The organism is Streptomyces sp. NPDC058240 (assembly GCF_042882135.1).
Taxonomy (GTDB): Bacteria; Actinomycetota; Actinomycetes; order Streptomycetales; family Streptomycetaceae; genus Streptomyces.
Genome location: NZ_JBHVWT010000007.1, coordinates 58,465 through 81,508, shown reverse-complemented (window position 1 = coordinate 81,508; position 23,044 = coordinate 58,465). Strand labels below are relative to the sequence as shown.

21 protein-coding genes and 1 pseudogene are annotated in these 23,044 nt (G+C 70.8%); 10 read left to right on the top strand and 12 right to left on the bottom strand.

Translation table 11 applies throughout. The annotated features are described in order from the left end of the window. Positions 1-18 precede the first annotated feature (18 nt). Positions 19-660, top strand: a complete 642-nt coding sequence (locus ACFVX4_RS15490; protein WP_389976649.1) for a PadR family transcriptional regulator — start codon at positions 19-21, stop codon at positions 658-660. A 17-nt stretch (positions 661-677) separates the two neighbouring features. Here ACFVX4_RS15490 and ACFVX4_RS15485 read toward each other — a convergent pair whose 3' ends face one another. The 3 genes and pseudogenes from ACFVX4_RS15485 to ACFVX4_RS15475 form a co-directional block, all read right to left on the bottom strand. Continuing rightward, positions 678-2,102, bottom strand: a complete 1,425-nt coding sequence (locus ACFVX4_RS15485) for a glutamate decarboxylase (protein WP_389976646.1) — start codon at positions 2,100-2,102, stop codon at positions 678-680. 72 nt (positions 2,103-2,174) lie between these two features. After that, complete coding sequence (wrbA, locus tag ACFVX4_RS15480) at positions 2,175-2,798, bottom strand: NAD(P)H:quinone oxidoreductase (protein WP_389976643.1); 624 nt, start codon at positions 2,796-2,798, stop codon at positions 2,175-2,177. A 101-nt stretch (positions 2,799-2,899) separates the two neighbouring features. Further along, a pseudogene (locus ACFVX4_RS15475) lies at positions 2,900-4,216 on the bottom strand (ion channel protein). Between the two features lie 107 nt (positions 4,217-4,323). Between ACFVX4_RS15475 and ACFVX4_RS15470 the strand changes: the two are divergent. Then, complete coding sequence (locus ACFVX4_RS15470) at positions 4,324-5,082, top strand: MerR family transcriptional regulator (protein ID WP_389976640.1); 759 nt, start codon at positions 4,324-4,326, stop codon at positions 5,080-5,082. Between the two features lie 45 nt (positions 5,083-5,127). Here the strand turns inward: ACFVX4_RS15470 and ACFVX4_RS15465 are convergent, their stop codons facing one another. Continuing rightward, positions 5,128-5,493 (bottom strand): YbjQ family protein, encoded by a 366-nt coding sequence (locus tag ACFVX4_RS15465; RefSeq protein WP_389976637.1) that lies wholly within the window; start codon positions 5,491-5,493, stop codon positions 5,128-5,130. A gap of 170 nt (positions 5,494-5,663) precedes the next feature. Here ACFVX4_RS15465 and ACFVX4_RS15460 point away from each other — a divergent pair, with 170 nt between their 5' ends. Further along, positions 5,664-6,374, top strand: coding sequence for a DedA family protein (locus tag ACFVX4_RS15460; RefSeq protein WP_266417619.1), 711 nt, complete (start codon positions 5,664-5,666; stop codon positions 6,372-6,374). Positions 6,375-6,453: 79 nt separating this feature from the next. On the opposite strand, the gene ACFVX4_RS15455 is transcribed toward ACFVX4_RS15460, so the two are convergent. Then, complete coding sequence (locus ACFVX4_RS15455; RefSeq protein ID WP_389976634.1) at positions 6,454-8,163, bottom strand: threonine/serine exporter ThrE family protein; 1,710 nt, start codon at positions 8,161-8,163, stop codon at positions 6,454-6,456. A 180-nt stretch (positions 8,164-8,343) separates the two neighbouring features. Beyond that, the gene (locus ACFVX4_RS15450; protein ID WP_031090989.1) at positions 8,344-8,838 is read right to left on the bottom strand and encodes an inorganic diphosphatase; all 495 of its coding nucleotides are present in this window, start codon (positions 8,836-8,838) and stop codon (positions 8,344-8,346) included. A gap of 86 nt (positions 8,839-8,924) precedes the next feature. On the opposite strand from ACFVX4_RS15450, the gene dacB reads away from it, so the two are divergent. From dacB to folE, 6 genes are all read left to right on the top strand, one after another. Then, the gene (gene dacB / locus ACFVX4_RS15445) at positions 8,925-10,427 is read left to right on the top strand and encodes a D-alanyl-D-alanine carboxypeptidase/D-alanyl-D-alanine-endopeptidase (RefSeq protein WP_389976630.1); all 1,503 of its coding nucleotides are present in this window, start codon (positions 8,925-8,927) and stop codon (positions 10,425-10,427) included. Between the two features lie 215 nt (positions 10,428-10,642). Continuing rightward, positions 10,643-11,776, top strand: a complete 1,134-nt coding sequence (locus tag ACFVX4_RS15440; RefSeq protein WP_389976627.1) for a zinc-dependent metalloprotease — start codon at positions 10,643-10,645, stop codon at positions 11,774-11,776. Between the two features lie 198 nt (positions 11,777-11,974). Further along, entirely contained in the window at positions 11,975-13,057 is a 1,083-nt protein-coding gene (gene tilS, locus ACFVX4_RS15435; protein ID WP_389976624.1) for a tRNA lysidine(34) synthetase TilS, read from the top strand. Between the two features lie 98 nt (positions 13,058-13,155). Further along, positions 13,156-13,695: a hypoxanthine phosphoribosyltransferase gene (gene hpt, locus ACFVX4_RS15430; RefSeq protein ID WP_072487175.1), complete on the top strand. Its 540-nt coding sequence runs from the start codon at positions 13,156-13,158 to the stop codon at positions 13,693-13,695. A gap of 229 nt (positions 13,696-13,924) precedes the next feature. Further along, positions 13,925-15,955, top strand: coding sequence for an ATP-dependent zinc metalloprotease FtsH (gene ftsH / locus ACFVX4_RS15425; RefSeq protein WP_389976621.1), 2,031 nt, complete (start codon positions 13,925-13,927; stop codon positions 15,953-15,955). Positions 15,956-16,108: 153 nt separating this feature from the next. After that, positions 16,109-16,714 carry a GTP cyclohydrolase I FolE gene (gene folE / locus ACFVX4_RS15420; RefSeq protein ID WP_093547466.1) on the top strand — a complete coding sequence of 202 codons (606 nt, stop codon included), beginning with the start codon at positions 16,109-16,111 and terminating at the stop codon, positions 16,712-16,714. Between the two features lie 78 nt (positions 16,715-16,792). Here the strand turns inward: folE and ACFVX4_RS15415 are convergent, their stop codons facing one another. The 6 genes from ACFVX4_RS15415 to ACFVX4_RS15390 form a co-directional block, all read right to left on the bottom strand. Next, a complete protein-coding gene (locus ACFVX4_RS15415) occupies positions 16,793-17,275 on the bottom strand; it encodes a DUF3180 domain-containing protein (protein ID WP_389976618.1) in 483 nt (160 codons plus the stop codon). Between the two features lie 99 nt (positions 17,276-17,374). Then, the gene (gene folK, locus ACFVX4_RS15410; protein ID WP_266417638.1) at positions 17,375-17,986 is read right to left on the bottom strand and encodes a 2-amino-4-hydroxy-6-hydroxymethyldihydropteridine diphosphokinase; all 612 of its coding nucleotides are present in this window, start codon (positions 17,984-17,986) and stop codon (positions 17,375-17,377) included. Continuing rightward, a complete protein-coding gene (gene folB, locus ACFVX4_RS15405; protein WP_072487082.1) occupies positions 17,983-18,342 on the bottom strand; it encodes a dihydroneopterin aldolase in 360 nt (119 codons plus the stop codon). Before folB ends, folK begins: the two co-directional genes overlap by 4 nt. 202 nt (positions 18,343-18,544) lie before the next feature. Then, complete coding sequence (locus ACFVX4_RS15400) at positions 18,545-19,027, bottom strand: nuclear transport factor 2 family protein (protein WP_266417642.1); 483 nt, start codon at positions 19,025-19,027, stop codon at positions 18,545-18,547. Continuing rightward, on the bottom strand, positions 19,024-19,821 hold the full coding sequence (gene folP, locus ACFVX4_RS15395) for a dihydropteroate synthase (RefSeq protein WP_389977036.1): 798 nt from the start codon (positions 19,819-19,821) through the stop codon (positions 19,024-19,026). Before folP ends, ACFVX4_RS15400 begins: the two co-directional genes overlap by 4 nt. A 94-nt stretch (positions 19,822-19,915) precedes the next feature. Continuing rightward, entirely contained in the window at positions 19,916-21,757 is a 1,842-nt protein-coding gene (locus ACFVX4_RS15390; protein WP_389976615.1) for a phosphatidylglycerol lysyltransferase domain-containing protein, read from the bottom strand. A 138-nt stretch (positions 21,758-21,895) separates the two neighbouring features. Here ACFVX4_RS15390 and ACFVX4_RS15385 point away from each other — a divergent pair, with 138 nt between their 5' ends. Next, positions 21,896-23,020 carry an alpha/beta hydrolase gene (locus ACFVX4_RS15385; RefSeq protein ID WP_389976613.1) on the top strand — a complete coding sequence of 375 codons (1,125 nt, stop codon included), beginning with the start codon at positions 21,896-21,898 and terminating at the stop codon, positions 23,018-23,020. The last annotated feature ends 24 nt before the right edge of the window (positions 23,021-23,044 follow it).

The window sequence follows — 23,044 nt, the reverse complement described above, 5'->3', positions numbered from 1 at the left end:
ATAGAAAGGGTGCGTGACATGTCCGCGATCCGGCTGCTGGTCCTCTGCGCCGTGCGCCAGCACGGCCGGGCGCACGGCTATCAGGTCCGCAACGACCTGGAGTACTGGGGTGCGCACGAGTGGTCCAACGCCAAGCCCGGGTCGGTCTATCACGCGCTGAAGCAGATGGCGAAGCAAGGCCTGCTGCTCGTCCACGAGACCGCCCCGAGCACGGCGGGCGGCCCGCCCCGTACCGAGTACGAGATCACCGAGCGGGGCGACGCGGAGTACTTCACGCTGCTGCGCGCGGCGCTCACCTCGTACGACCAGAAACCGGACCTGCTGTCGGCGGCCCTCGGCGGCATCGTCGACCTGGAGCGGTCCGAGGCGGTCGCGCTGCTCCGGGAGCGGGTCGCCGGTCTCGCGGCCTGGCGGGCCACGGTCACCGAGCACTATGTGCCGGAGGCGGGGCCCGAATCGCTCGGCCACATCGGCGAGATCATGAAGCTGTGGGTCCACTCGGCGGATGCCGGGGCCGAGTGGACGCGCGGGCTGATCGCCCGCATCGAGGGCGGGGCGTACACCTTCGCGGGGGAGGGCGAGCCCTTCGTCGGGGTGCTCGCCGACGGGCAGCGCAATCCGTACGCGACGGGGGTCCCGGATCCCGGCGACGACGAGTGACCGGGCGCCGATCGCGCTCAGTGGTGGAACGCCGTCGCCACCTGCCGGTCGCGGCTCAGCGGGTGCGGCTGGCGGCGCAGGTCGGGAAGGATCAGCCCGATGTCCTCCAGCAGCAGTTCGGCGAGGTCCGACGAGAAGCCGTTGCGGCACACCACCCGCAGCACCGCCAGGTCCTGCCGGTTGGCCGGGAAGGTGTAAGCCGGCACGCGCCAGCCCTGTTCGCGCAGCCGCAGCGACACGTCGAAGACGTCGTACGCGTCCACCTCCGGCGCGGTCGTCAGCGCGAAGACGGGCAGCTGGTCGCCCCGGGTGAGGAGCCGGAAGTCGCCGATCGCCTCGATCCGCTCCGCGAGTCCGTGGGCCACGTCCCGGGACGCCTGCTGCACGGCCCGGTAGCCGTCCCGGCCCAGTCGCAGGAAGGTGTAGTACTGCGCGACCACCTGTGCGCCGGGCCGGGAGAAGTTCAGCGCGAAGGTCGGCATGTCGCCGCCCAGGTAGTTGACCCGGAACACCAGCTCCTCGGGCAGCTCGGCGGGCGAGCGCCACAGCACCCAGCCGACGCCCGGGTAGACCAGGCCGTACTTGTGCCCGGAGGTGTTGATGGAGGACACCCTCGGCAGCCGGAAGTCCCACACCAGGTCCTCGTCCAGGAACGGCGCCACCATCGCCCCGGAGGCGCCGTCCACATGGACGGGGATGTCGAGACCGGTGCGTTCCTGAAGGGCGTCCAGCGCCGCGCACAGTTCCGCGACCGGCTCGTACGAACCGTCGAAGGTGGAGCCGAGGATGCCGACGACGCCGATGGTGTTCTCGTCGCAGAGGTCGGCCGCGGCCTGCGGGTCGAGGTGGAAGCGGTCGCCCTCCATCGGGACCGTCCGTGGTTCGACCTCCCAGAAGGCGCAGAACTTGTCCCAGCAGACCTGCACGTTGATGCCCATGACCAGGTTCGGCCGGGCGGTCGCCGGATAGCGGTCGGCGTTCCTGGCCGCCCAGCGGCGTTTCAGTGCCAGTCCCGCGAGCATGCAGGCCTCGCTGGATCCGGTCGTCGAACAGCCCACGACCGCCGAGGGATCGGGGGCGTTCCAGAGGTCGGCGAGCATCGCCACACAGCGCCGCTCCAGCTCGGCCGTGCGCGGGTACTCGTCCTTGTCGATCATGTTCTTGTCGCGGCACTCGCCCATCAGCACCCCGGCCTGGGGTTCCATCCAGGTGGTGACGAAGGTGGCGAGGTTGAGCCGTGAGTTGCCGTCGAGCATCAGCTCGTCGTGGACAAGGCCGTACGCGGTCGACGGCGGCATCGGCCCGTCGGGCAGCCGGTGCCGGGGCGGCGCCGACTCCATGCCGGCGGCCGGGTTGGCCTCCCCGTAGAACGGGTTGAAGGCGAGCTTGCGGCGGCCTTCGGACGGTTCCCTGCTCTGGGACGAACCCTTGTGGAGAGGCATCGGCGGGCAGCCCTTCTCGGTTCTCGGCGGCTTTCGTGACGCGTGACGGTCCGGTCGGTGTGTGTGGTGCCGTCAGCTTCCGGCGGCGAGGCCGTCCTTGATGGCCCGGGTGAACTTCACGACCCGCTCGGCCTGGACCCGGGTGGCGGTCAGGGTCTGCTCGCCGACCGGGATGTCGCCCTGACCGGCCACGTGCGAGGTGCCGTACGGATTGCCGTCCACGAACTTCGACGGGTCCGTGTAGCCGGGGGCGACCAGGATTCCGCCGAAGTGGTGGACCGTGTTGTAGAGCGCGAGCAGCGTGGACTCCTGGCCGCCGTGCGCGGTGCTGGTGGAGGTGAAGCCGCTGTAGACCTTGTCCGCGAGGTGGCCCGCCTGCCAGAGGCCGCCGAGGGTGTCGAGGAACTGCTTGAGCTGGGCGGTGACGTTGCCGAACCGGGTCGGCGTGCCGAGGATCACGGCGTCCGCCCAGATCATGTCGTCGGGCGAGGCCTCGGTGATGTCGGCGGTGGCCTTCGCGTTGGCGGCCCAGGCCGGGTTGGAGTCGATGGCCGCTTGCGGGGCGAGCTCACCGGCCTTGCGCAGCCGCACCTCGGCACCGGCCTTCTCGGCGTACTGCGCCATGGCCTTGGCGATCGTGGCGATGGTTCCGGTCGACGAGTAGTAGATGACGGCGACGTTGACGGGCGTGGGCATCGCGGAGACCTCCGACGGACCTGATAGGACGAATCCATACGGATGCGACGATACGGAAGGGTCGGGCATCCGGCGCGTCGGGCGGGAGTCCCGACAGCCTCTCAGCGCAGCGGCTCGCCGTCCTCGCGCAGTTGCATCTGCGGCCGCCCGGTCACCAGCAGCCAGGCGGGCAGCGAGGCGACGCACAGCATCGGGAGCACGGTCGCGTCGCCGACCAGCACCGCCGCGGTGAACGGGCTCAGCCAGCCCTGCCGGGTGATGGCCAGCAGAATGCCCAGCACCCCGCAGGTCACCGCGAGCGCCACCGGCACCGACGGGACCAGGGCATGGGCGCAGAGCCCCAGCGCGACACCCACGAAGACGGCGGGGAAGATCCGTCCGCCCCGGAAGCCGCAGCTCGCCGCGATCACCAGCGCGGCCGTCTTCACCACGGCCATGACCGCGAACTGCCCGGCCGACCAGCCGCTCGGGTCGGCGGCGAGTTCCTTCACCTCGTCGAGCCCCTTGAACAGGGTGAGACGGCCGCCCAGCGCCCCCAGCAGACCGAGCAGCAGCCCGCCCGCGGTCAGCGCCAGGACCGGGTGCTTCAGGGCCCGGAAGAGCCGGTGCACGTACGGGAACGCGTACACCGCCAGCATGCCGAGCACCGCCCCGGCCAGTGCGATGACGACCGAGGAGAGGAGGTCGCCCCAGTGCGGGCGGGTGTAGGCCGGCAGCGACAGGTCGAAGCTGGGATGGGCCAGCAGGGTCATGGTGAGCGCACCCGCGGTGCCCGCCGCGAGCGGGCCGAAGAGACGGTCCCAGAGCGCGCCCGGTCCGGCGCGGGAGGCGAGGGTTTCGGAGAGGATCAACGCGGCGGCCACCGGGGTGCCGAAGAGGGCTCCGATGGTGCCGGCCGCGGCGAGGGAGAGCCGGAGCGCCGCCGGTGTGCCGGGCGCGAAGCGGCGGCCCAGTCAGAAGGCCAGCGCGATATTGGCGGCCGTGATCGGGTTCTCCGGACCGAGGCTGACCCCGCCCGCCAGGGTGAGGACCGTGACGAGCAGCAGCCCCGGGACCACGCCCGGCGGCAGCGGCGGATCGACCAGCCCGGTGGTCGCCGGATCGGGGCCCGCGTGACCGGGCACCGCCCGGATGAGCAGCCCGACCACCAGCCCGCTCGCGGTGAGCGTCACGATCATCCAGAGCGCGGAGTAGCGGCCGACGGAGAGCGCGTCGAGGAGCGTCTCCCAGAGCACGTTCTGGAGCTTCTCCGCGAGCAGGCTGATGCCGAGCAGGACGAGCGCGCAGAGGATCCCGACGGTCAGGGCGGGCACGATGACGGGCAGTAGCCGGCGCACGGGCGCGGTTTCGGGAGCGGGTCCGGCGAGAGCGGAGGAATCGGTGGCCACCGGCTCACCATAACGGCCTAAAAGGAACATAATCCCTCGAATGGCGCCGGGAGCGGCGGCAATTCGGGCTTGCACCTCACGTCACGTCAGGACCCAGGCTTGGGACGTACCCGATCGGAGAAGGGGGCGGGGGAGTCATGGAGTACCCCGTGGGACAGGTCGCCGGATTCGCCGGAGTCACGGTGCGCACCCTGCACCACTACGACGGCATCGGACTGCTCTCGCCCAGCGGGCGCAGCCGGGCCGGGCACCGCCGCTACGACGACGGTGATCTCGACCGGCTCCAGCAGATCCTGTTCTACCGGGAGCTCGGCTTCCCGCTCGACGAGATCGCGGTACTGCTCGACGATCCGCGGGCGGACCCGCAGGAGCATCTGCGGCGCCAGCACCGGCTGCTGTCCGACCGGATCGCCGAACTGCGAAGGATGGCCGACGCCGTCGAAACAGCCATGGAGGCACGGAAGATGGGCATCAACCTCACGCCCGAGGAGAAGTTCGAGGTCTTCGGGGGCAAGGACCCCGAGGAGCACGCGGAGGAGGCCGAACGGCGCTGGGGCGGCACGGCCGCGTACGCCGAGTCGCAGCGCCGGGCCGCCGGGTACACCAAGGACGACTGGAAGCGGATGCAGGCGGAGGTCGCCGAATGGGGCGCCGCCTACGACGCGTTGATGGCGGCCGGGGAGCCGGCCACCGGCGAGCGGGCGATGGAGCTGGCCGAGGCCCACCGGCTCCACATCGGCAAGTGGTTCTACGAGTGCACCGCCGAGATGCACCGCGGGCTCGGCGAGATGTACGTGTCCGACCCGCGGTTCCGCGCGTTCTACGAGTCGATGCGGCCGGGCCTGGCCGAGCATCTGCGGGACGCGATCGACGCCAACGCCCGGCGCCTGGCGTGACCGCCACGGGGGTGGGGGCGCCCCCACCCCCGTGGCCGCGCCCGCTCAGCTCCGGCTGATCACGGCCGCGGTGCCGTACGCGCACACCTCCGTGCCCACGTCGGCCGCCTCGGTCACGTCGAAGCGCATCATCAGCACCGCGTTGGCGCCCCGGGCCTTCGCCTGCTCGACGAGCCGTTCCATCGCCTGGTTCCGGGTCTCGACGAGGGTCTTGGTCAGCCCTTTCAGCTCGCCGCCGATCATGGACTTCAGCCCGGCGCCGATCTGGCTGCCCAGATGGCGGGAGCGCACGGTCAGGCCGAACACCTCCCCGATCACCTGGGTCACCTGGTAGCCCGGTACGTCGTTCGTGGTGACGACCAGGACGTCCGACTGGGCCGTCTGCCCGCCGCCGTAATCCTCAATGCCCATCGTGTGGCACCTCCTGGGGACAGCTTTGTCCCGGTTGATCCGGAGTGCATCCCCGGCCGGCCCAGTGTGCGTCCTCGCGTGGGCCATCTGGAACCCGGGGGTGTCATCCTGCGTTGATAGCTTTGGGCGGCCACGCAGCCGCCATCGATCGATCCAGGAGCCCCGGACCCTTGAATACGCTTGCGCTCGGACCGAGCTGGCTGGACCCGGACTATCTGATCAACACCTTCGGACTTCCCGGCGTCCTCCTCATCGTGTTCGCCGAGTCCGGACTGCTGATCGGCTTCTTCCTCCCCGGCGACTCGCTCCTGTTCACCACGGGTCTGCTGGTGACCACGAAGCAGCTGGACACCCCGCTCTGGCTGGTCTGCCTCCTGGTGGCACTGGCGGCGATCATCGGTGACCAGGTGGGCTATCTCTTCGGCCGCAAGGTCGGCCCATCGCTCTTCAAGCGCCCGGACTCCCGCCTCTTCAAGCAGGAGAACGTCGAGAAGGCGCACGAATTCTTCGAGAAGTACGGACCGAAGTCGCTGATCCTGGCCCGCTTCGTGCCCGTGGTGCGTACGTTCACCCCGATCATCGCCGGTGTGAGCCGGATGAACTACCGCTCGTTCATCGTGTTCAACATCATCGGCGGGGTGCTCTGGGGCGTCGGCGTCACGCTGCTCGGCTCGGCCCTCGGCAAGATCGACTTCGTCCACGAGAACATCGAGGCGATGCTCATCCTGATCGTGCTCATCTCGGTGGTGCCGATCGGGATCGAGTTCCTGCGGGCCCGCTCCAAGTCGAAGAAGGAAGCGGCGTCCCACGGTGAGGGCCCCGGCCCGTCCGCCGGGGGCAGCCCGGCCTCCGGCCAGCGCGGCCGGCACGCCAAGCGCTGACGTACGCTCCGGCCGCCGCGGGCCGCAGAGCCTGTCGGGTGACCTCTGATCGGGCGATCGAAGGTCGCCCGACAGGCTCTCAGAAGCCGCGCGTCCGCTTGGCCGCGCGGCGGTTCGCCCCGCCGACCGCTCCCGGCACCCGCATGAAGAGCCGGGAGATCTCGCTCCCCAGATTCACCCCGATCGCGATGGCCAGCGCCGTGGCCACCGCGGTCGACAGCGAGGCGAGCCCGGCGTTCACCCTTCCCTGCGCCACGGCCAGCAGACCGAAGTACGTGGCCGAACCGGGCAGCAGCGGGCCGATCGCCGCCGTGATGAACGGCAGCGACGAGGTGTACCGGTAGCGCGAGAACAACTGCCCGAACAGCCCCACCAGACCGGCCGCCGTCGCCGTCGCCGCCACCGGCGAGATATTGCCGGTGCGGGCCATCGCCCCGTAGATCACCCAGGCCACACCGCCGTTGAGGGTCACCGCCAGCACCGTGGACCGGTCCTGCTGGAGCAGGATCGCGAAGGCGAAACAGAGCGCCATCGACGCCAGGATCTGCACCACCGGCCGGTCCTGGCCGATGAATCTGGCCTCGGGGTTCAGCTGGGCGCCCAGCTGAAGCCCCAGATACAGCACCAGCAGCACGCCGACGACGATGCCGATGAACAAGTACATGACTTCGAGCAGACGCGCGGCCGCGGTGATGTAGAAACCGGTCAGCCCGTCCTGCACACCCGCCACCAGGGCCCGCCCCGGCAGCAGCGCGAACAGCCCACCGGTGATGACCGCGGACGGCCGTACGTCCGACCAGTGGGTGAGGGTCAGCGCCACCCCCAGTGCGGCCGGCGGCATCGCCGCCACCACGAACTGGTAGAACTCCGGCAGCCCGCGCCCGGCACACAGCCAGGCGAGCCGGTCGCCGAGCATCGCGCCGACCGCCGCCACCAGGAACACCAGCGGACCACCGCCGAGCAGCACCGACGCCGCCCCCGCGAGACCGCCGGCGGCCAGTGTCAGCACCCAGCCGGAGTACGGATGCCGGTTGCGCCGGATCTCCGCCAGCCGCCGGTAGGCATCCTCCAGCGAGACCTCGGCGTCCTCGGTGGTGATGTCGTCGATCAGCCGGAAGACGGCGGCCAGCCGGGTGTAGTCGGTGGCGCGGCGGCGTACGGTACGACTCGCCGTGACCGGGTCGTCGACCAGCGAAGGCTGGTGCGAGATCGACAGCAGGGTGAAGGTGACCGTGGGTTCGCAGCGGTCCAGGCCGTAGCTGCGGGTCACCGCGAACATGGCCGCCTCGACGTCCTCGGCGCCCTCGCCGCCGGCCAGCAGCAACTCCCCGATACGCAGCGTCAGGTCGAGCACGCGCGGCACCGCGGGCCCCGTCTCGTCGGGCTTCTGCACCGTCTCGGGCGCCGGGCGCTCGGCGACCGGCATCCGCAGCATCGTGCGCATCCGGTCCTGCCAGGGCGCCTCCTTGGTCAGCCGGATCATCGGGCTGCCGTGTGCCGGGGTGAAGGCGGGCGGCGAGTGCTGGGCGCTGTAGGTGCGCGGCGGGGCGAAGGCGGAGCCGGCCGTGTCCGAACCCGTTCCCGGCCCCGGGCCGGAACCCGAAGCGGAACCTGTTCCCGGCCCCGGGGGTTCGTTCGCCAGACCGGCCGGAATGGCAAATTCCGATGTCGGCTGGTCGTCCTCGGATGCGGACGCGCGCCTGCCCACCCCGGTCGGCGGGACGAAGGCGCTGCGCGCCTCGTCGGACTGGGGCTTCTGGTCCTCCGGACCGCCCTTTTCCGCCACCACCAGATCTCGCTCCTCGTCGGCTGCCCTTGTGCCCAGTATGGCCACGGGCCGGGACACGGGTACGAAGAGGCCTGCCCGCGGACCGGGCGGGCATGCGGAACGGGCGGCACTCCTTCGGAAGGAGTACCGCCCGTTCCAGGTCCGGAACCGTGGAAACGGAACCGGATCACGACCCTCGGGTCAGTGCGCGCCGCCCTGCGCCTCAAGGCGCTTGTAGGAGGCCTCGATCTCGGCCTCGGCCTCGGCGCGGCCGACCCAGTCGGCGCCCTCGACGGACTTGCCGGGCTCCAGGTCCTTGTAGACCTCGAAGAAGTGCTGGATCTCCAGGCGGTCGAACTCCGACACGTGGTGGATGTCGCGCAGGTGCTCCACCCGGGGGTCGGAGGCCGGCACGCACAGCAGCTTGTCGTCGCCGCCGGCCTCGTCCGTCATCCGGAACATGCCGATGGCGCGGCACTTGATGAGGCAGCCGGGGAAGGTCGGCTCCTCCAGGATGACCAGCGCGTCCAGCGGGTCGCCGTCCTCGCCGAGGGTGTTCTCGACGAAGCCGTAGTCCGCCGGGTAGCTGGTCGAGGTGAAGAGTCGACGGTCCAGGCGGATCCGACCGGTCTCGTGGTCCACCTCGTACTTGTTCCGCGAACCCTTCGGGATCTCGATAACGACGTCGAACTCCACGGGTGGCTCCTCCATGATCAACACATACGACTGGTGATTAAGTGTCCCCCACGCAGATGTGTGCTCGCGAAAGGGGCTGGTCAACGGTGGACGAGCCGGTGAAAAGACCGTCGGTCAACCCGCTGGACAAACTGAGCAGGCTCACCCGTCGGGCCGCCATGATCAGGTCGAAGGGACTGAACGACCGGCAGTTCACCGCCGTCTCCGCCGGCCTCGGCCTGGCGCTCGCAGCCGGCGTCGTCCTTGCCGCCGGCCCCTGGGACTCGGGTCAGCGTAAGGCCGAGACGGACTGGGCCGCCGCCCGGAACCGTACAGGTGGCGCACATCACGACTCCACCGCACCGTCCGGACCGGAGCCCGCACCCAGCGCCCCGGCCGTCCTCGCGGCGCTCTCCTCCGCCGTCGACAACTCCGCCCCGGACGCCCGCACCAGCCCGAACGGCGCGGCCGACGCCCTCCGCGCCGTTCTCGGCCCGCTGCTGAAGGACCCCGCCCTGGGCACCCGGCACGCCGCCGTCGTCATCGACACCGCCGGCGGCGAGCAGTTGTACGGCCAGGGCGCCGGCACTCCCATGACGCCCGCCTCCACCGTCAAGATCGCCACCACGGTCGCCGCCCTGAGCGCCCTCGGCCCCGACCACCGCATCGCCACGACGGTCCGGGCGTCCGCGGACTTCCGCGGCCTCACCCTGGTCGGCGGCGGCGACCCCACCCTCGACAAGGCCGCCCTGCGCAGGCTGGCCACCGACACCGCCCGCGCCCTGAAGGACCACGGCGTCGAGAAGGTCCGCCTCGGGTACGACACCTCCCGCTACTCCGGGCCCGCCCGGCACCCGATCGGCCCCAACGAGAACATCGCGCCCGTCAGCGCACTGATGACCGACGAGGGCAGGCTCGACAGCACCGACAGCGGACCCGCCCCGCGCAGCGACGACCCGGCCGGCGACACCGCCCGTACCTTCGCGGAGCTCCTCGACGACGCCGGGATCGCCACCGGGGCCGACCCGAAGCCCGGCCGCCCGGCCGCCGGGTCCCGGAAGGTCGCCGAACACCGCTCGGTCCCGCTCTCCGCCCTGGTCGAACGGGCCCTGACCAACAGTGACAACGACATCGCCGAAGCACTCGCCCGGCAGACCGCCCTCGCCGCGGGCGAACCGGCCGACTTCGACGGCGGCCGACGGGCCGTCACCGCACAGCTCAAGAAGCTCGGCCTGCCGCTGAAGGGCGCGGACCTCGCCGACGGCAGCGGACTCAACCGCAAGGACAAGGTCACCGCCGGACTGCTGGCCGGCCTCCTCGCCCGCGCGGCCGACCCGGACCACCCCGAACTGCGCCCCGTCCTCACCGGCCTGCCCGTGGCCGGTTTCAGCGGCACGCTCAGCGACCGCTACACCGGCAAGTCCGCGGGCACCGGCCTGATCCGCGCCAAGACCGGCACCCTCACCGGGGTGAACACCCTCGCGGGGACGGTCGTCGACCGGCAGGGCCGACTGCTCGCCTTCGCCTTCCTGGCCTCCGGCACGACCTCCCCCTCCGACGCCCAGTCCGCCCTCGACGCCCTCGCCACCGCCCTGAGTGCCGTCCGGTGATTCCCGGCGGGCGCGCGACGAGGCCACGGCGCCTCGCCGCGTTGTCGGAACGCCCCGCATACGCCCGGTACGCGGGTGCTCCTCCGCCCTGCGACGCACCGCGTCCGACGCCGCGCGCCGATCCGCCGGGGAGCACCGGACAGCCCTCGCCGCCCGCACCCATTGAGCCGGTCGACACCGCACCGCGGACGGACCCGAGCACGTACGGTTGACGCATGACGAGCATCGGTGGTGCCGAGATGGTCGACTGGAATCTCGCGGTCGCGACCGCGACCCGACTTGTGCGGCCGGGGCCGGAGATCAGCCGCGAGGAGGCCCGCGAGGTCGTCGCGGAGCTGCGCCGGCATGCCAAGGCCGCGGAGGAGCACGTCCGTTCCTTCACCCGGATGATCCCGGAGGGGACCGAACCGGAGGACACCCCGGTCCTGGTCGTGGACCGGGCCGGCTGGGTCAAGGCCAATGTCGCAGGCTTCCGCGAACTGCTCCGCCCGCTGCTGGGCAAGATGCAGGACCGGCGCGCGGGCGGCCCCGGCGGCGCCGTGCTCGGCGCGGTCGGCGGCAAGGTGACCGGCGTCGAGGTGGGGATGCTGCTGTCGTTCCTGGCCTCCCGGGTCCTCGGCCAGTACGAGACGTTCGCCCCGGCCACCCGCGAGTTCCCGGCCTCGGCCGACGGGGGTGGCAGGCTGCTGCTCGTCGCCCCGAACATCGTGCACGTCGAGCGCGAACTGGAGGTCGACCCGCACGACTTCCGGCTCTGGGTCGCGCTCCACGAGGAGACCCACCGCACCCAGTTCACCGGAGTGCCCTGGCTCCGCGACCATCTGCAGGGCGAGATCCAGTCATTCCTCGACGAGACCGACATCGACCCGATGACCGTGCTGGAACGGCTCCGCGAGGCCGCCCAGTCCCTGGCCGGGGGCCGTCCCGAGGGCGAGGACGGCGAGGACGGCGGCCGCAGCCTGGTCGAGCTCGTCCAGACGCCCTCCCAGCGCGAGATCCTCGGCCGGCTCACCGCCGTGATGTCCCTGCTCGAAGGCCACGCCGACTACGTGATGGACGGCGTCGGCCCCGAGGTCGTCTCCTCCGTCGGCGAGATCCGGGAGAAGTTCCAGCAGCGCCGGGCGCGCGGAGCCGGCCGACTCGACCAGGCGCTGCGCAAGCTCCTCGGCCTCGACGCCAAGCTGCGCCAGTACCGCGACGGCGAACGATTCGTCCGGGCCGTGGTCGACGAGGTCGGCATGGACGGCTTCAACCGGGTCTGGACCTCGCCGAACACCCTGCCCACCAAGGCGGAGATCGCGAAGCCGGCGGACTGGATCGCGAGGGTGCACCGTAAGGCAGAGTCCTGATCGCGACCGCTCCGACGGCGGACGACAGGATGAGAACGCGCCGGTAATCACCCATCCGAGGGACCGTAGGGGCATGGGAAGGCGTGCAATGCTCGATGGACGACTTGTCTCTGTCACCATCGACGCACTCTGAGTGACGGCATACTTCCCGTCCGGCACTTCGAGCCACCTCCCCGAACTTCACGAAGGGCACCGGACATGGGTCCCCATCCTGCGGTCGCGGCGATACGCCTGGCGGTCCGCCGCGTACTCCACGACGTACTCACCGAACACACCCGAAGCGCCGAACACACCCGGCGCACCCCGCACCCCGAGTTCGCCGAAGCCGGTGCGGGCAGGCAGCGCGCCGCACTCCCCGAACGCCCCGACACCCCGCTGGTGCTGGTGGCCTGCTCCGGCGGCGCCGACTCCATGGCCCTCGCCTCCGCCCTCGCCTTCGAGGCCCCCAAACTCGCCGTCCGGGCCGGAGGGATCACCGTCGACCACGGCCTCCAGGACGGCTCCGACACCCGCGCCGCCGAGGTCGTCGACCGCCTCACCGACATGTGTCTCGACCCGGTCGAGTCCGTCGCCGTGCAGGTCGGCCACGACGGCGGCCCCGAGGCCGCGGCCCGTGACGCCCGCTACGCCGCCCTGGACGCGGCGGCCGAGCGGCACGGCGCCGCCGCCGTCCTGCTCGGACACACCCGTGACGACCAGGCGGAGACGGTGCTGCTCGGCCTCGCCCGCGGCTCCGGGATCCGCTCGCTCTCCGGCATGGCCGCCGCGTCCGGACCGGCCGGCCGCTACCGCCGCCCCTTCCTCCAGCTCGACCGGCAGACCGCCCGCAAGGCCTGCCTCGTCCAGTCCCTGCCCGTCTGGGACGACCCGCACAACATCGACCCCGCCTACACCCGCTCCCGACTGCGCCACGAGGGCCTGCCGGCTCTGGAGAAGGCGCTGGGCAAAGGGGTCGTCGAGGCCCTGGCCCGTACCGCCCAGCTCTCCCGCGACGACGCCGACGCGCTGGACACCTGGGCCGCCGAGGCCGACCGCGCCGTGCGGGACGACGCGGGCCGTCTGGAGTGCGCCAAGCTGTACGCGCTGCCGCCCGCCGTACGCCGCCGGGTCCTGCGCCGGGCAGCCATGGAGGCGGGTTCCCCGGCCGGTTCGCTCTTCGCCCGGCACATCGAGGAAGTCGACCGTCTGATCACCGGCTGGCGCGGCCAGCGGGCCATCAACCTGCCCGGACGGGTCGAAGCCATGCGCCAGGGTGGCAGACTGGTCATTCGGCAGAGCTGAAGCATGAGCGGCCGACACGCAGGCGAGCGGCCGCACGGGTGCGGGGCAACAGCCCGGACCCGGCAGGCAGGAAAGAGACGCGGGTGAACGAGAAGGACATGGGCACCGACCTTCAGTCGGTGCTCCTCACCAAGGAAGAGATCGACGCGAAGCTCGTCGAGCTGGCCGCGAAGATCGACGCGGAGTACGCGGGCAAGGACCTGCTCATCGTCGGCGTCCTCAAGGGCGCAGTGATGGTGATGGCGGACCTGGCGCGCGCGCTGTCCACCCCCGTCACCATGGACTGGATGGCCGTCTCGTCGTACGGCGCGGGCACCCAGTCCTCCGGAGTGGTCCGGATCCTCAAGGACCTGGACACCGACATCAAGGGCAAGCACGTCCTGATCGTCGAGGACATCATCGACTCGGGCCTGACCCTGTCGTGGCTGATGTCGAACCTCGGCTCGCGCGAGCCCGCCTCCCTGGAGATCTGCACCCTGCTGCGCAAGCCGGACGCGGCCAAGGTCGCGCTCGACTGCAAGTGGGTCGGTTTCGACATCCCCAACGAATTCGTCGTCGGCTACGGGCTCGACTACGCCGAGAAGTACCGCAACCTCCCCTTCGTCGGCACGCTCGCCCCGCACGTCTACGGGGGCTGACCTCCTCCCGGAGCCCTTCGCCCGGCCCCCGGGGTGCCCGGACCGGACCGGGGGCGACAGTGGGGAACCTTTCACCGGATTCCCGCCGTTGAGCCTTCGAAGGTGGGCTTTGACAGACGTCCCCGGCGGTCGCGGGTGACAATGCTGGGGTACCGTCCGAAGAACAGTCTTTTCTCACAGCAGCATTTACCTACGGGCAGGAGGGACGGGGCGGCTTCGCCCCGTATGGATGGACGTGAAGCGATACTTCCGTGGGCCGGTCATGTGGATCGTGCTGGCCGTCCTCGCCGTGGTCGTGTTGATGACAGTCGTCGGCTCGTCGGGCGGCTACAAATCGGTGGACACCGGCAAGGTGATCCAGGCGATCAGCAAGGACCAGGTGGCGCAGGCCAAGCTGACCACCGGTGACGATCAGATCATCAAGATCGAGTTGAAGAAGGACCAGAAGCTCTCGGGCGAGTCCGGCACCAAGTTCCAGGCGAGCTACATCGGCGACCAGGGTGTCCAGCTCGCCGACACGCTGCAGAAGAAGTTCGAGAGCGGCAAGATCGACAAGGGCTACACGGTCTCGCCGTCGAAGCAGTCCCCGTTCATCTCGATCCTCCTCTCGCTGCTGCCCTTCGTCCTGATCGTGGTCGTCTTCCTGTTCCTGATGAATCAGATGCAGGGCGGCGGCTCCCGGGTCATGCAGTTCGGGAAGTCCAAGGCCAAGCTGATCACCAAGGACACCCCGAAGACGACGTTCGCCGATGTGGCGGGGTCGGACGAGGCCGTCGAGGAGCTCCAGGAGATCAAGGAGTTCCTCCAGGAGCCGGCGAAGTTCCAGGCCGTCGGCGCCAAGATTCCCAAGGGTGTCCTGCTGTACGGGCCTCCCGGTACGGGCAAGACGCTGCTCGCACGCGCCGTCGCGGGCGAGGCGGGCGTCCCGTTCTACTCGATCTCCGGTTCCGACTTCGTCGAGATGTTCGTCGGTGTCGGTGCCAGCCGGGTCCGTGACCTCTTCGAGCAGGCCAAGGCGAACGCCCCGGCGATCGTCTTCGTCGACGAGATCGACGCCGTCGGCCGGCACCGCGGTGCCGGTATGGGCGGCGGGCACGACGAGCGCGAGCAGACGCTGAACCAGCTGCTCGTCGAGATGGACGGCTTCGACGTGAAGGGCGGCGTCATCCTGATCGCCGCCACGAACCGGCCGGACATCCTCGACCCGGCGCTGCTGCGCCCGGGGCGTTTCGACCGGCAGATCGCGGTCGACCGGCCGGACATGCTGGGCCGTCTGGAGATCCTCAAGGTGCACCAGAAGGGCAAGCCGGTCGCGAAGGACGTCGACCTCGGCGCCGTCGCCCGTCGTACGCCCGGCTTCACTGGTGCCGACCTGGCGAACGTGCTGAACGAAGCGGCGCTCCTCACGGCGCGCGGCAATCTGAAGCTGATCGACAACAAGATGCTCGACGAGGCCATCGACCGCGTCGTGGCGGGCCCGCAGAAGCGGACCCGGATCATGTCCGAGAAGGAGAAGAAGATCACCGCGTACCACGAGGGCGGACACGCCCTGGTCGCGGCGGCTTCCCCCCAGGCGGACCCGGTCCACAAGATCACGATCCTCTCCCGCGGCCGTGCCCTCGGTTACACGATGGTGCTCCCGGAGGAGGACAAGTACTCCACGACGCGCAACGAGATGCTCGACCAGCTGGCCTACATGCTGGGCGGGCGCGCGGCCGAGGAGCTGGTCTTCCACGACCCGACCACCGGCGCTGCGAACGACATCGAGAAGGCCACCGCAACGGCCCGCGCGATGGTCACGCAGTACGGCATGACGGAGCGGCTCGGCGCGATCAAGTTCGGCGGTGACAACACCGAGCCCTTCGTGGGCCGGGAGATGGGCCACCAGCGCGACTACTCGGAAGAGGTCGCGGCCCTCGTCGACGAAGAGGTCAAGAAGCTCATCGAGACCGCCCACAACGACGCGTGGGAGATCCTCGTCGAGAACCGCGACGTGCTCGACAACCTCGTTCTCCAGCTCCTGGAGAAGGAGACGCTCGGCAAGGAGGAGATCGCCGAGATCTTCGCCCCGATCGTGAAGCGCCCGGCCCGTCCGGCGTGGACCGGTTCCGCCCGGCGTACCCCGTCGACGCGGCCCCCGGTGCTCTCGCCCAAGGAGCTCGCCCTCACCAACGGCGCCACCACGGCGAACGGAACGGCCGTCCCCACGGACACCGTCCCGGCCACCGAGGTCGTCCCGGAGGACCGGCCCGAGAGCTGAGCCCCGTTCCCCCGTGTGGCCCCTTTCACGGGAGTCGCACCGGGCCCGGAATGGAAGCCGCGCCCCCACAGGTTCTAGCCTGTGGGGGCGCGGCTTTTTCGTACGCCCGTGCGGAGGTATGCGCAGGTGACAGCTCAGAGGAACGAGGCACAGATGACCGACCCGGTGACGCTGGACGGCCAGGGTTCGATCGGCGAGTTCGACGAGAAGAGGGCCGAGGCCGCCGTTCGTGAACTCCTCATCGCGGTGGGCGAGGACCCGGACCGTGAGGGTCTGCGCGAGACGCCGGGGCGGGTGGCACGGGCGTACAAGGAGATATTCGCGGGCCTCCACCAGGAGCCCGAGGACGTCCTGACGACCACGTTCGACCTCGGTCACGACGAGATGGTGCTGGTCAAGGACATCGAAGTGTTCAGCACCTGCGAACACCATCTGGTGCCGTTCCGGGGAGTCGCGCATGTCGGGTACATCCCGGCGACCAGCGGCAAGATCACCGGCCTCTCCAAGCTGGCCCGGCTGGTCGACGTCTACGCCCGGCGCCCGCAGGTCCAGGAGCGGCTCACCACGCAGATCGCCGAGTCCCTGATGGAGATCCTGGAGCCGCGCGGGGTCATCGTCGTCGTCGAGTGCGAGCACATGTGCATGTCGATGCGCGGTATCCGCAAGCCCGGGGCGAAGACGCTGACCTCGGCGGTGCGCGGACAGCTCCGCGACCCCGCGACGCGCGCCGAGGCCATGAGCCTGATCATGGCGCGCTGAACGCCCGCGCAGCCGTGTGACAGAGCTCGGTGCCCCAGGGCCGTTCGTCCGGATCCGGCCCGATCCGGACGAAAGACCCTACGCGGGCGCCGAGCTCTTGTCCTTGTCCTCGTCCTCCGGGAGCTTGCAGATGCGCTCCAGCCAGAGGGCCGCGGCGACCACCGCGATGCCCGCCAGGACTGCGAAGCCCGCGTAGATCGCCTGGTCGCGGCGGGCCGGGATGTCGAGGGAGCCGAGCAGGAAGAAACCGGCGCCGCCGTACATGCCGGAGACCAGGGAGACGACCAGGGCGCTGGCCTGGCCGAAGACCACCGCTCGGGCCACCATCAGTGGCTCGACGCCCTTGGCCCCCGGCCGGCGCTCGCGCTGGGCGCGCAGCCGGGACCGGATGGAGAGCGCCGTCGCCAGCAGGATGACGGCGATCACCGCGAGCACGACCGGCGCGGCGAGGGGAACGCCCGGCAGGTTGCCCAGGGAGTCCCAGAGGCGGGCGCCGGCCCAGGACAGCACCACGGCCGCGGCGAAGAGGCCGGCCAGTACCCCGAGCCTGAGTTGCTTCACCGAGTGGTCCGCCCTTCGCCGCCAGTGATCCATGTCGCCGTGGTCACCGTCGCCCGGTGTTCCGCGGCGCCGGTGATCCGTTTCCGTTGAGCCTAACGACTACTCGGGCAGACGGAGTTCCAGATCGGCCCGGGGCAGCACGCCGTCCCGGCCGACCCCGGCCAGCAGCTCCGCGACGGGGCCGGCGCCGGGCAACTGGGCCTCGGGGTCGATGTCGTGCCACGGGGCGAGGACGAAGGCCCGCTCATGGGCCCTGGGGTGGGGGAGGGTGAGCGCCGGGTCGTCGGAGACGACGTCCGCGTACGCCACGATGTCGACGTCGATGGTGCGCGGACCCCAGCGCTCCTCGCGGACCCGGTCGAAGGCCTCCTCGACGGCCTGGCCGCGCTCCAGGAGGGAGGACGGGGGGAGCGTCGTCTTCACGACGATCACCGCGTTGAAGTACGAGGGCTGGGAGCCGGGGGCGACGCCCCAGGGCTCCGTCTCGTACACCGGGGAGACGGCCTTGACCCGCAGGCCCGGGGTGTCCTCCAGGGCGTCGATGGCGCCCTGGAGGGTGTCCAGGCGGTTGCCGAGGTTGGAGCCCAGGGAGATCACGGCACGCTTGGGGTTGGAGAGGGTGATGTCCGCCGCGTCCACCTGCTCGACCACGGAGGCGGGCACCGGCTGTACGGTCGGGTCGCTCTGCCCTTCGGTGGAAAACGCAGTCATACTCGGCTCCGGGTGATGGTGATGGTCACATCGTCGAAGGGGACGGTGATCGGCGCATCCGGCTTGTGCACCACGACCTCCACCTCCTCGACTCCTTCGTGCTTGAGGCACTTCTGGGCGATGCGCTCCGCGAGCGTTTCGATCAGATCGACGGGCTCACCCTGCACCACCTCGACGACCTCCTCCGCGACGACGCCGTAGTGCACGGTCTTCGTCAGGTCGTCGGCGGCCGCCGCGGGGCGGGTGTCGAGGCCGAGCACCAGGTCCACGATGAACGTCTGGCCCTCTTCCCGTTCCTTGGGGAAGACGCCATGGTGCCCACGGGCCTTGAGGCCGCGCAGCGCGACACGATCCACGCGAATCACTCCTGCTGTCGTTGGTCGTAGAGACACGGGGCCGCGTGCGGACGGCAAGGTGCCCTCTTTCGAATCTACCTGCGAGCACCAACAGTGCTCGCCCGTGGGGGCCGTGGACGCGGCCTCACGGGACTGGTAGCCGCGTATACCCGTACTGCCCGGATCCAATCCCCTTCCGGGGTGCAGCCGCTCGACCACCCGGTCAGGAGGGTGTCTCTTCGTCCTCTTCCTCACCGGTTTCGGTCAGTACGGGCGAGCCGTGGTGCGACCAGAGCTTCCAGCCATCGGGTGTGCGCCGGAACACATTGGTGGCCACGACGAGTTGGCCGACCAGCGGTCCGAGCGCGTTGCCGTCCTCCGCGGGGCCGCCGCTGAGGATGTTCTCCGTGCAGGTCACCAGGGCGGTGTCGCCGGTCATCGAGACTCCGACGTCGGTCAGGAAGAACTGGATGTACTCGGTGTTCGCCATGATCAGCGCATAGCTGCGCAGCACCTCGCCGCGCCCGGTCAGCACCGGCCAGCCCGGGTGGACGCAGGAGACGGTGAGGTCCTCGCCCGGCAGCCAGAGCCCGGAGAGCTCCTCGAGGTCGCCGCGCTCCATCGCCTCGTAGAAGGCGGTGTTGGCCTGCTCGACGGCCGCGATGTCGGCGGCCGCTTCCGCGTGCTCGTCGCGGGGCCCGGTCACGCGGCTCCCTCGACGGCGCGGGCGACCCGTACGGCGTCGGCCGTGGCCCGTACCTCGTGGACCCGGACGGCCCAGGCGCCGGCGTGGGCGGAGAGCGCGGAGATCGCCGCGGTGGCGGCGTCGCGTTCGCGGGCGGGCGGCGGTGCGGCGCCGTCGCCGGCCAGCACATGGCCGAGGAAACGTTTGCGGGAGGCGGCGACCAGCAGCGGACGGCCCAGGGCGCGCAGCTCGTCGAGGTGGGCGACCAGGGAGAGGTCGTGGCAGGCGTCCTTGGCGAAGCCGAGACCGGGGTCGATCACGATCCGTTCCGGGGCGACGCCGCCCGCGATCACGGCGTCCATCCGCTCCCGCAGCTCACGGGCGACCTCGGCGACGACGTCCCCGTACACCGCGCGGCTGTTCATGGACTCGCTGAAGCCGCGCCAGTGCATCACGACGAAGGGGGCGCCGGCCGCGGCGACGACCCGGACCATGTCGGCGTCGGCGAGGCCGCCGCTCACATCGTTGACCAGGGCGGCCCCGGCCGCGACCGCCTCCTCGGCGACCCGGGCCCGCATGGTGTCCACGGAGACCATGACCCCTTCGGACGCCAGGCCCCTGACCACCGGGACCACGCGCCGCAGCTCCTCCGACGCGTCCACCCGGCTGGCGCCGGGGCGGGTCGACTCGCCGCCGACATCGATCAGGTCGGCGCCCTCGGCGACCAGGTCGAGGCCGTGTTTGACCGCGGCCGTGGTGTCGAACCAGCGGCCTCCGTCGGAGAAGGAGTCCGGGGTCACGTTCACGACACCCATGACCGCGCAGCGGTCCCACTCCGGCAGGCCCTGGACCGTGCCTCGTCCACGCAACGTACTCATGCGACCAGCGTAGGCCCCGTACGGAGCGGCGCTACGCCGCGCGCGCGTGCCCTTCCTGGCCCGGCGCCCGGGTGTGGGCGCAGGGGCGGGGCCGGCGGGCCGGGAAGCGGCGGGCGAAGGGGCGGGGGAGGGCGAGGTTCACGAAGCCCTCCGCCTGCATGGCCGCCAGCGAGATGCGGGGCAGGTCGCGGGCGGCGCGGTAGACGACGAAGCGCGGCTCCCAGCGGGGCCGGAACTTGGCGTTGAACTTGTACAGCGACTCGATCTGGAACCAGCGCGAGAGGAAGATCAGCAGTCCGCGCCAGGTCCGCAGCACCGGTCCCGCGCCCAGTTTCTCACCCCGGGCGAGCGCCGAGCGGAACATCGCGAAGTTCAGCGAGACGCGCTGGACCTCCAGCCGGGCGGAGGCCTGCAGGGCGGCGACGATCAGCAGCTCGTTCATGCCGGGGTCGGCGGAGCGGTCGCGGCGCATCAGGTCGAGGGACATGCCGTCGCGGCCCCACGGGACGAAGTGGAGTACGGCCTTCAGGTCGCCGTAGGGGGAGTCGGCGGTGTGCTCGTCGGTCTTGTGCGCGGTGGCGATGACGCAGTCCCCGTCGGCCGCGTCGCCGATCCGGCCGAGCGCCATGGAGAAGCCGCGCTCGTTGTCGGTGCCGCGCCAGTCGGCGGCGGCGCGCCGGATGCGGGCCAGTTCGGCCTCGCCGATGTCGCTCACGCGCCGGACCCGGGTCTCGTAGCCGAGGCGTTCAATGCGCTTCACCATCTGGCGTACGTTGCGCATCGCGCGCCCGGCGAGCGAGAAATCCGCGACGTCCACCACCGCCTCGTCACCGAGTTCCAGGGCGTCGAGGCCGGTCTCGCGGGTCCAGACCTCGCCGCCGGTCTCGCTGCAGCCCATCACGGCCGGGGTCCAGGAGTGGGCCCTGGCCTCGTCCATGAACCGTTCGATGGCGCCGGGCCAGGCCTCCACGTCGCCGATCGGGTCGCCGCTGGCCAGCATCACCCCGGACACGACCCGGTAGCAGACGGCGGCCTTGCCGCTGGGGGAGAAGACGACGGCCTTGTCGCGGCGGAGCGCGAAGTGGCCGAGCGAGTCGCGGCCGCCGTGCTTCTCCAGCAGGACGCGCAGCCGGGCCTCGTCGTCCTCGGTGAGGCCGGCGGCCGGGTGCTCGGGGCGGAAGGCGAAGTAGATGGTGGTGACGGCGGTCAGCAGACCGAGGGCGCCGAGGGAGTACGCCACGGTCCAGGAGGTGTCGCCGGCGTACTCGACCGGCCCCTCGAAGCCGAGCATTCCGTACAGCACGTGCTGGAGCCGGTCGGCGACGCTGGGGCTGCCCACGACCCGGCCGGGGTGCGCGCTGACGACGACCAGTCCGAGGGCCAGCGAACCCGCGCCGAGGAGCACGAAGTTGGCCAGGGCCCGCCAGCGGCTCCTGGGGTCGGGGAGCGCGGCGAACTCGCCGCGGTTGCGGATGAGCAGCAGGCAGAGCGTCAGCGAGACGAGTGTGCCGATGACCGAGTGCCGGTAGGTGAACTGCGCCAGCGCACCGGCCGGCAGCAGCACGACGGCGGCCCGCCAGGCCCGCCGCTTGCGCCGCTTGAGGCCGTGGGCGAGCAGCAGCAGCAGGACGCCCGCGCTCAGCGAGAGCGCGGCGGCGAACGGCCCGAGGGCGCCGGGCAGCACTTCGGCGAGCGTGTGCATCCGGCTGTGCCGGAAGCGCGGGAAGACACCCGCGGCGACATCGATCAGGCCGACGGCGGTGCAGGCGGTACCGACCAGCGTCGGTACGGACTCGGGGCGCGGGCCGCGTACGAACTTGCGTACGGGACTCGGAACCGATCCCGATTTATCCCCATCTAGCGTGACAGACATCGCTTCCCGTGGTTCCGCGAGAGATTCTTGAGTCCTTCGGTCGTAGCCCTCCGGACGATGTGCGACCTGTAGGACGAGGCTTCCGGGCCGTGGGTTCACCCGCCGGCCGGAAATTTCCAGACAAGAAAGCTCAACCCCATGGGTCTTACCAGCAAGACATTTCTGGTTCTGGCCATCGCGCTGGCCGTGGTGTTCTTCGCCGTCACGGTCTGGCTCTGGCCCCGGCTGGCCCGTCGCAGCGTGCCCGCGGTGTTCGGCAGGGTCGGCCTGCTGCTGGCGACCCAGGTGACGATCTTCGTCACGGTGGCCCTGGTGGCGAACAACTCCTTCCTCTTCTACGGATCGTGGGCCGACCTGTTCGGCCAGAAGCAGGATCTGGGTGTCGTCACGGACCACGCGGCCGGAACGCTGGCCTCCAAGAACATCGTCCGGGTCGGGATCCAGCGGCCGGACGTGCCCGGCGGTTCGCGGCCCACGATGGGCGGGCGGATCGACAAGGTCGTGATCGCGGGCCGGCAGTCGAAGATCGAGAGTTCGGCGTACGTGTACCTGCCGCCCGAGTACTTCCAGCCGGCCTTCGCCCACCGCAAGTTCCCGGCGGTCGTCGTGCTCACCGGCTACCCGGGCGTCTCGGAGAACCTCCTGAAGAGCCTTCGGTACCCGCGTACGGCACACGAACGGGTGAAGGCCGGCCGGGCCCAGCCGATGATCCTGGTGATGCTCCGGCCGACGGTCGCGCCGCCGCGGGACACCGAGTGCGTGGACGTGAAGGGCGGGCCGCAGACCGAGACCTACCTCGCCGAGGACCTGCCGCGGGTGATCTCGGAGTCGTACCGGGTCGGCAAGCTGGCCCGTAACTGGGGCGTCATCGGCAATTCGACCGGTGGTTACTGCGCCCTGAAGATCGGGCTCCACCACCCGGACCGGTTCGGGGCGAGCGTCGGGCTCTCCGCGTACTACAAGGCGGCCGAGGACCCGACGACCGGCGATCTCTTCCAGGGCGACCAGAGCGCGCGGGACCGCGCCGATCTGATGTGGACCCTGGACCACATGCCGAAGCAGCCCGATTCGTCCTTCCTCGTCACGACCTCCAAGCATGGCGAGGGGAACTACCGCACCACGCTGCAGTTCATGGCCAAGGTGAAGTCGCCCGCCCAGGTCTCGTCGATCGTGCTCGACAGCGGCGGGCACAACTTCAACACCTGGCGGCGGGAGATCCCTTCGGCGCTGGACTGGCTGAGCAGCCGGCTCAGCGAGAACTGACACGGGCCGCCACGCGGTGAACCG

Bases quoted from the DNA above. Each gene is read 5' to 3' on its own strand.
- ACFVX4_RS15490 (WP_389976649.1), top strand. From the start codon at position 19: ATGTCCGCGATCCGGCTGCTGGTCCTCTGCGCCGTGCGCCAGCACGGC.
- ACFVX4_RS15485 (WP_389976646.1), bottom strand. From the start codon at position 2,102: ATGCCTCTCCACAAGGGTTCGTCCCAGAGCAGGGAACCGTCCGAAGGC.
- wrbA (WP_389976643.1), bottom strand. From the start codon at position 2,798: ATGCCCACGCCCGTCAACGTCGCCGTCATCTACTACTCGTCGACCGGA.
- ACFVX4_RS15470 (WP_389976640.1), top strand. From the start codon at position 4,324: ATGGAGTACCCCGTGGGACAGGTCGCCGGATTCGCCGGAGTCACGGTG.
- ACFVX4_RS15465 (WP_389976637.1), bottom strand. From the start codon at position 5,493: ATGGGCATTGAGGATTACGGCGGCGGGCAGACGGCCCAGTCGGACGTC.
- ACFVX4_RS15440 (WP_389976627.1), top strand. From the start codon at position 10,643: ATGACGAGCATCGGTGGTGCCGAGATGGTCGACTGGAATCTCGCGGTC.
- tilS (WP_389976624.1), top strand. From the start codon at position 11,975: ATGGGTCCCCATCCTGCGGTCGCGGCGATACGCCTGGCGGTCCGCCGC.
- hpt (WP_072487175.1), top strand. From the start codon at position 13,156: ATGGGCACCGACCTTCAGTCGGTGCTCCTCACCAAGGAAGAGATCGAC.
- ftsH (WP_389976621.1), top strand. From the start codon at position 13,925: ATGGACGTGAAGCGATACTTCCGTGGGCCGGTCATGTGGATCGTGCTG.
- folE (WP_093547466.1), top strand. From the start codon at position 16,109: ATGACCGACCCGGTGACGCTGGACGGCCAGGGTTCGATCGGCGAGTTC.
- folK (WP_266417638.1), bottom strand. From the start codon at position 17,986: ATGACTGCGTTTTCCACCGAAGGGCAGAGCGACCCGACCGTACAGCCG.
- folP (WP_389977036.1), bottom strand. From the start codon at position 19,821: ATGGGTGTCGTGAACGTGACCCCGGACTCCTTCTCCGACGGAGGCCGC.
- ACFVX4_RS15390 (WP_389976615.1), bottom strand. From the start codon at position 21,757: ATGTCTGTCACGCTAGATGGGGATAAATCGGGATCGGTTCCGAGTCCC.
- ACFVX4_RS15385 (WP_389976613.1), top strand. From the start codon at position 21,896: ATGGGTCTTACCAGCAAGACATTTCTGGTTCTGGCCATCGCGCTGGCC.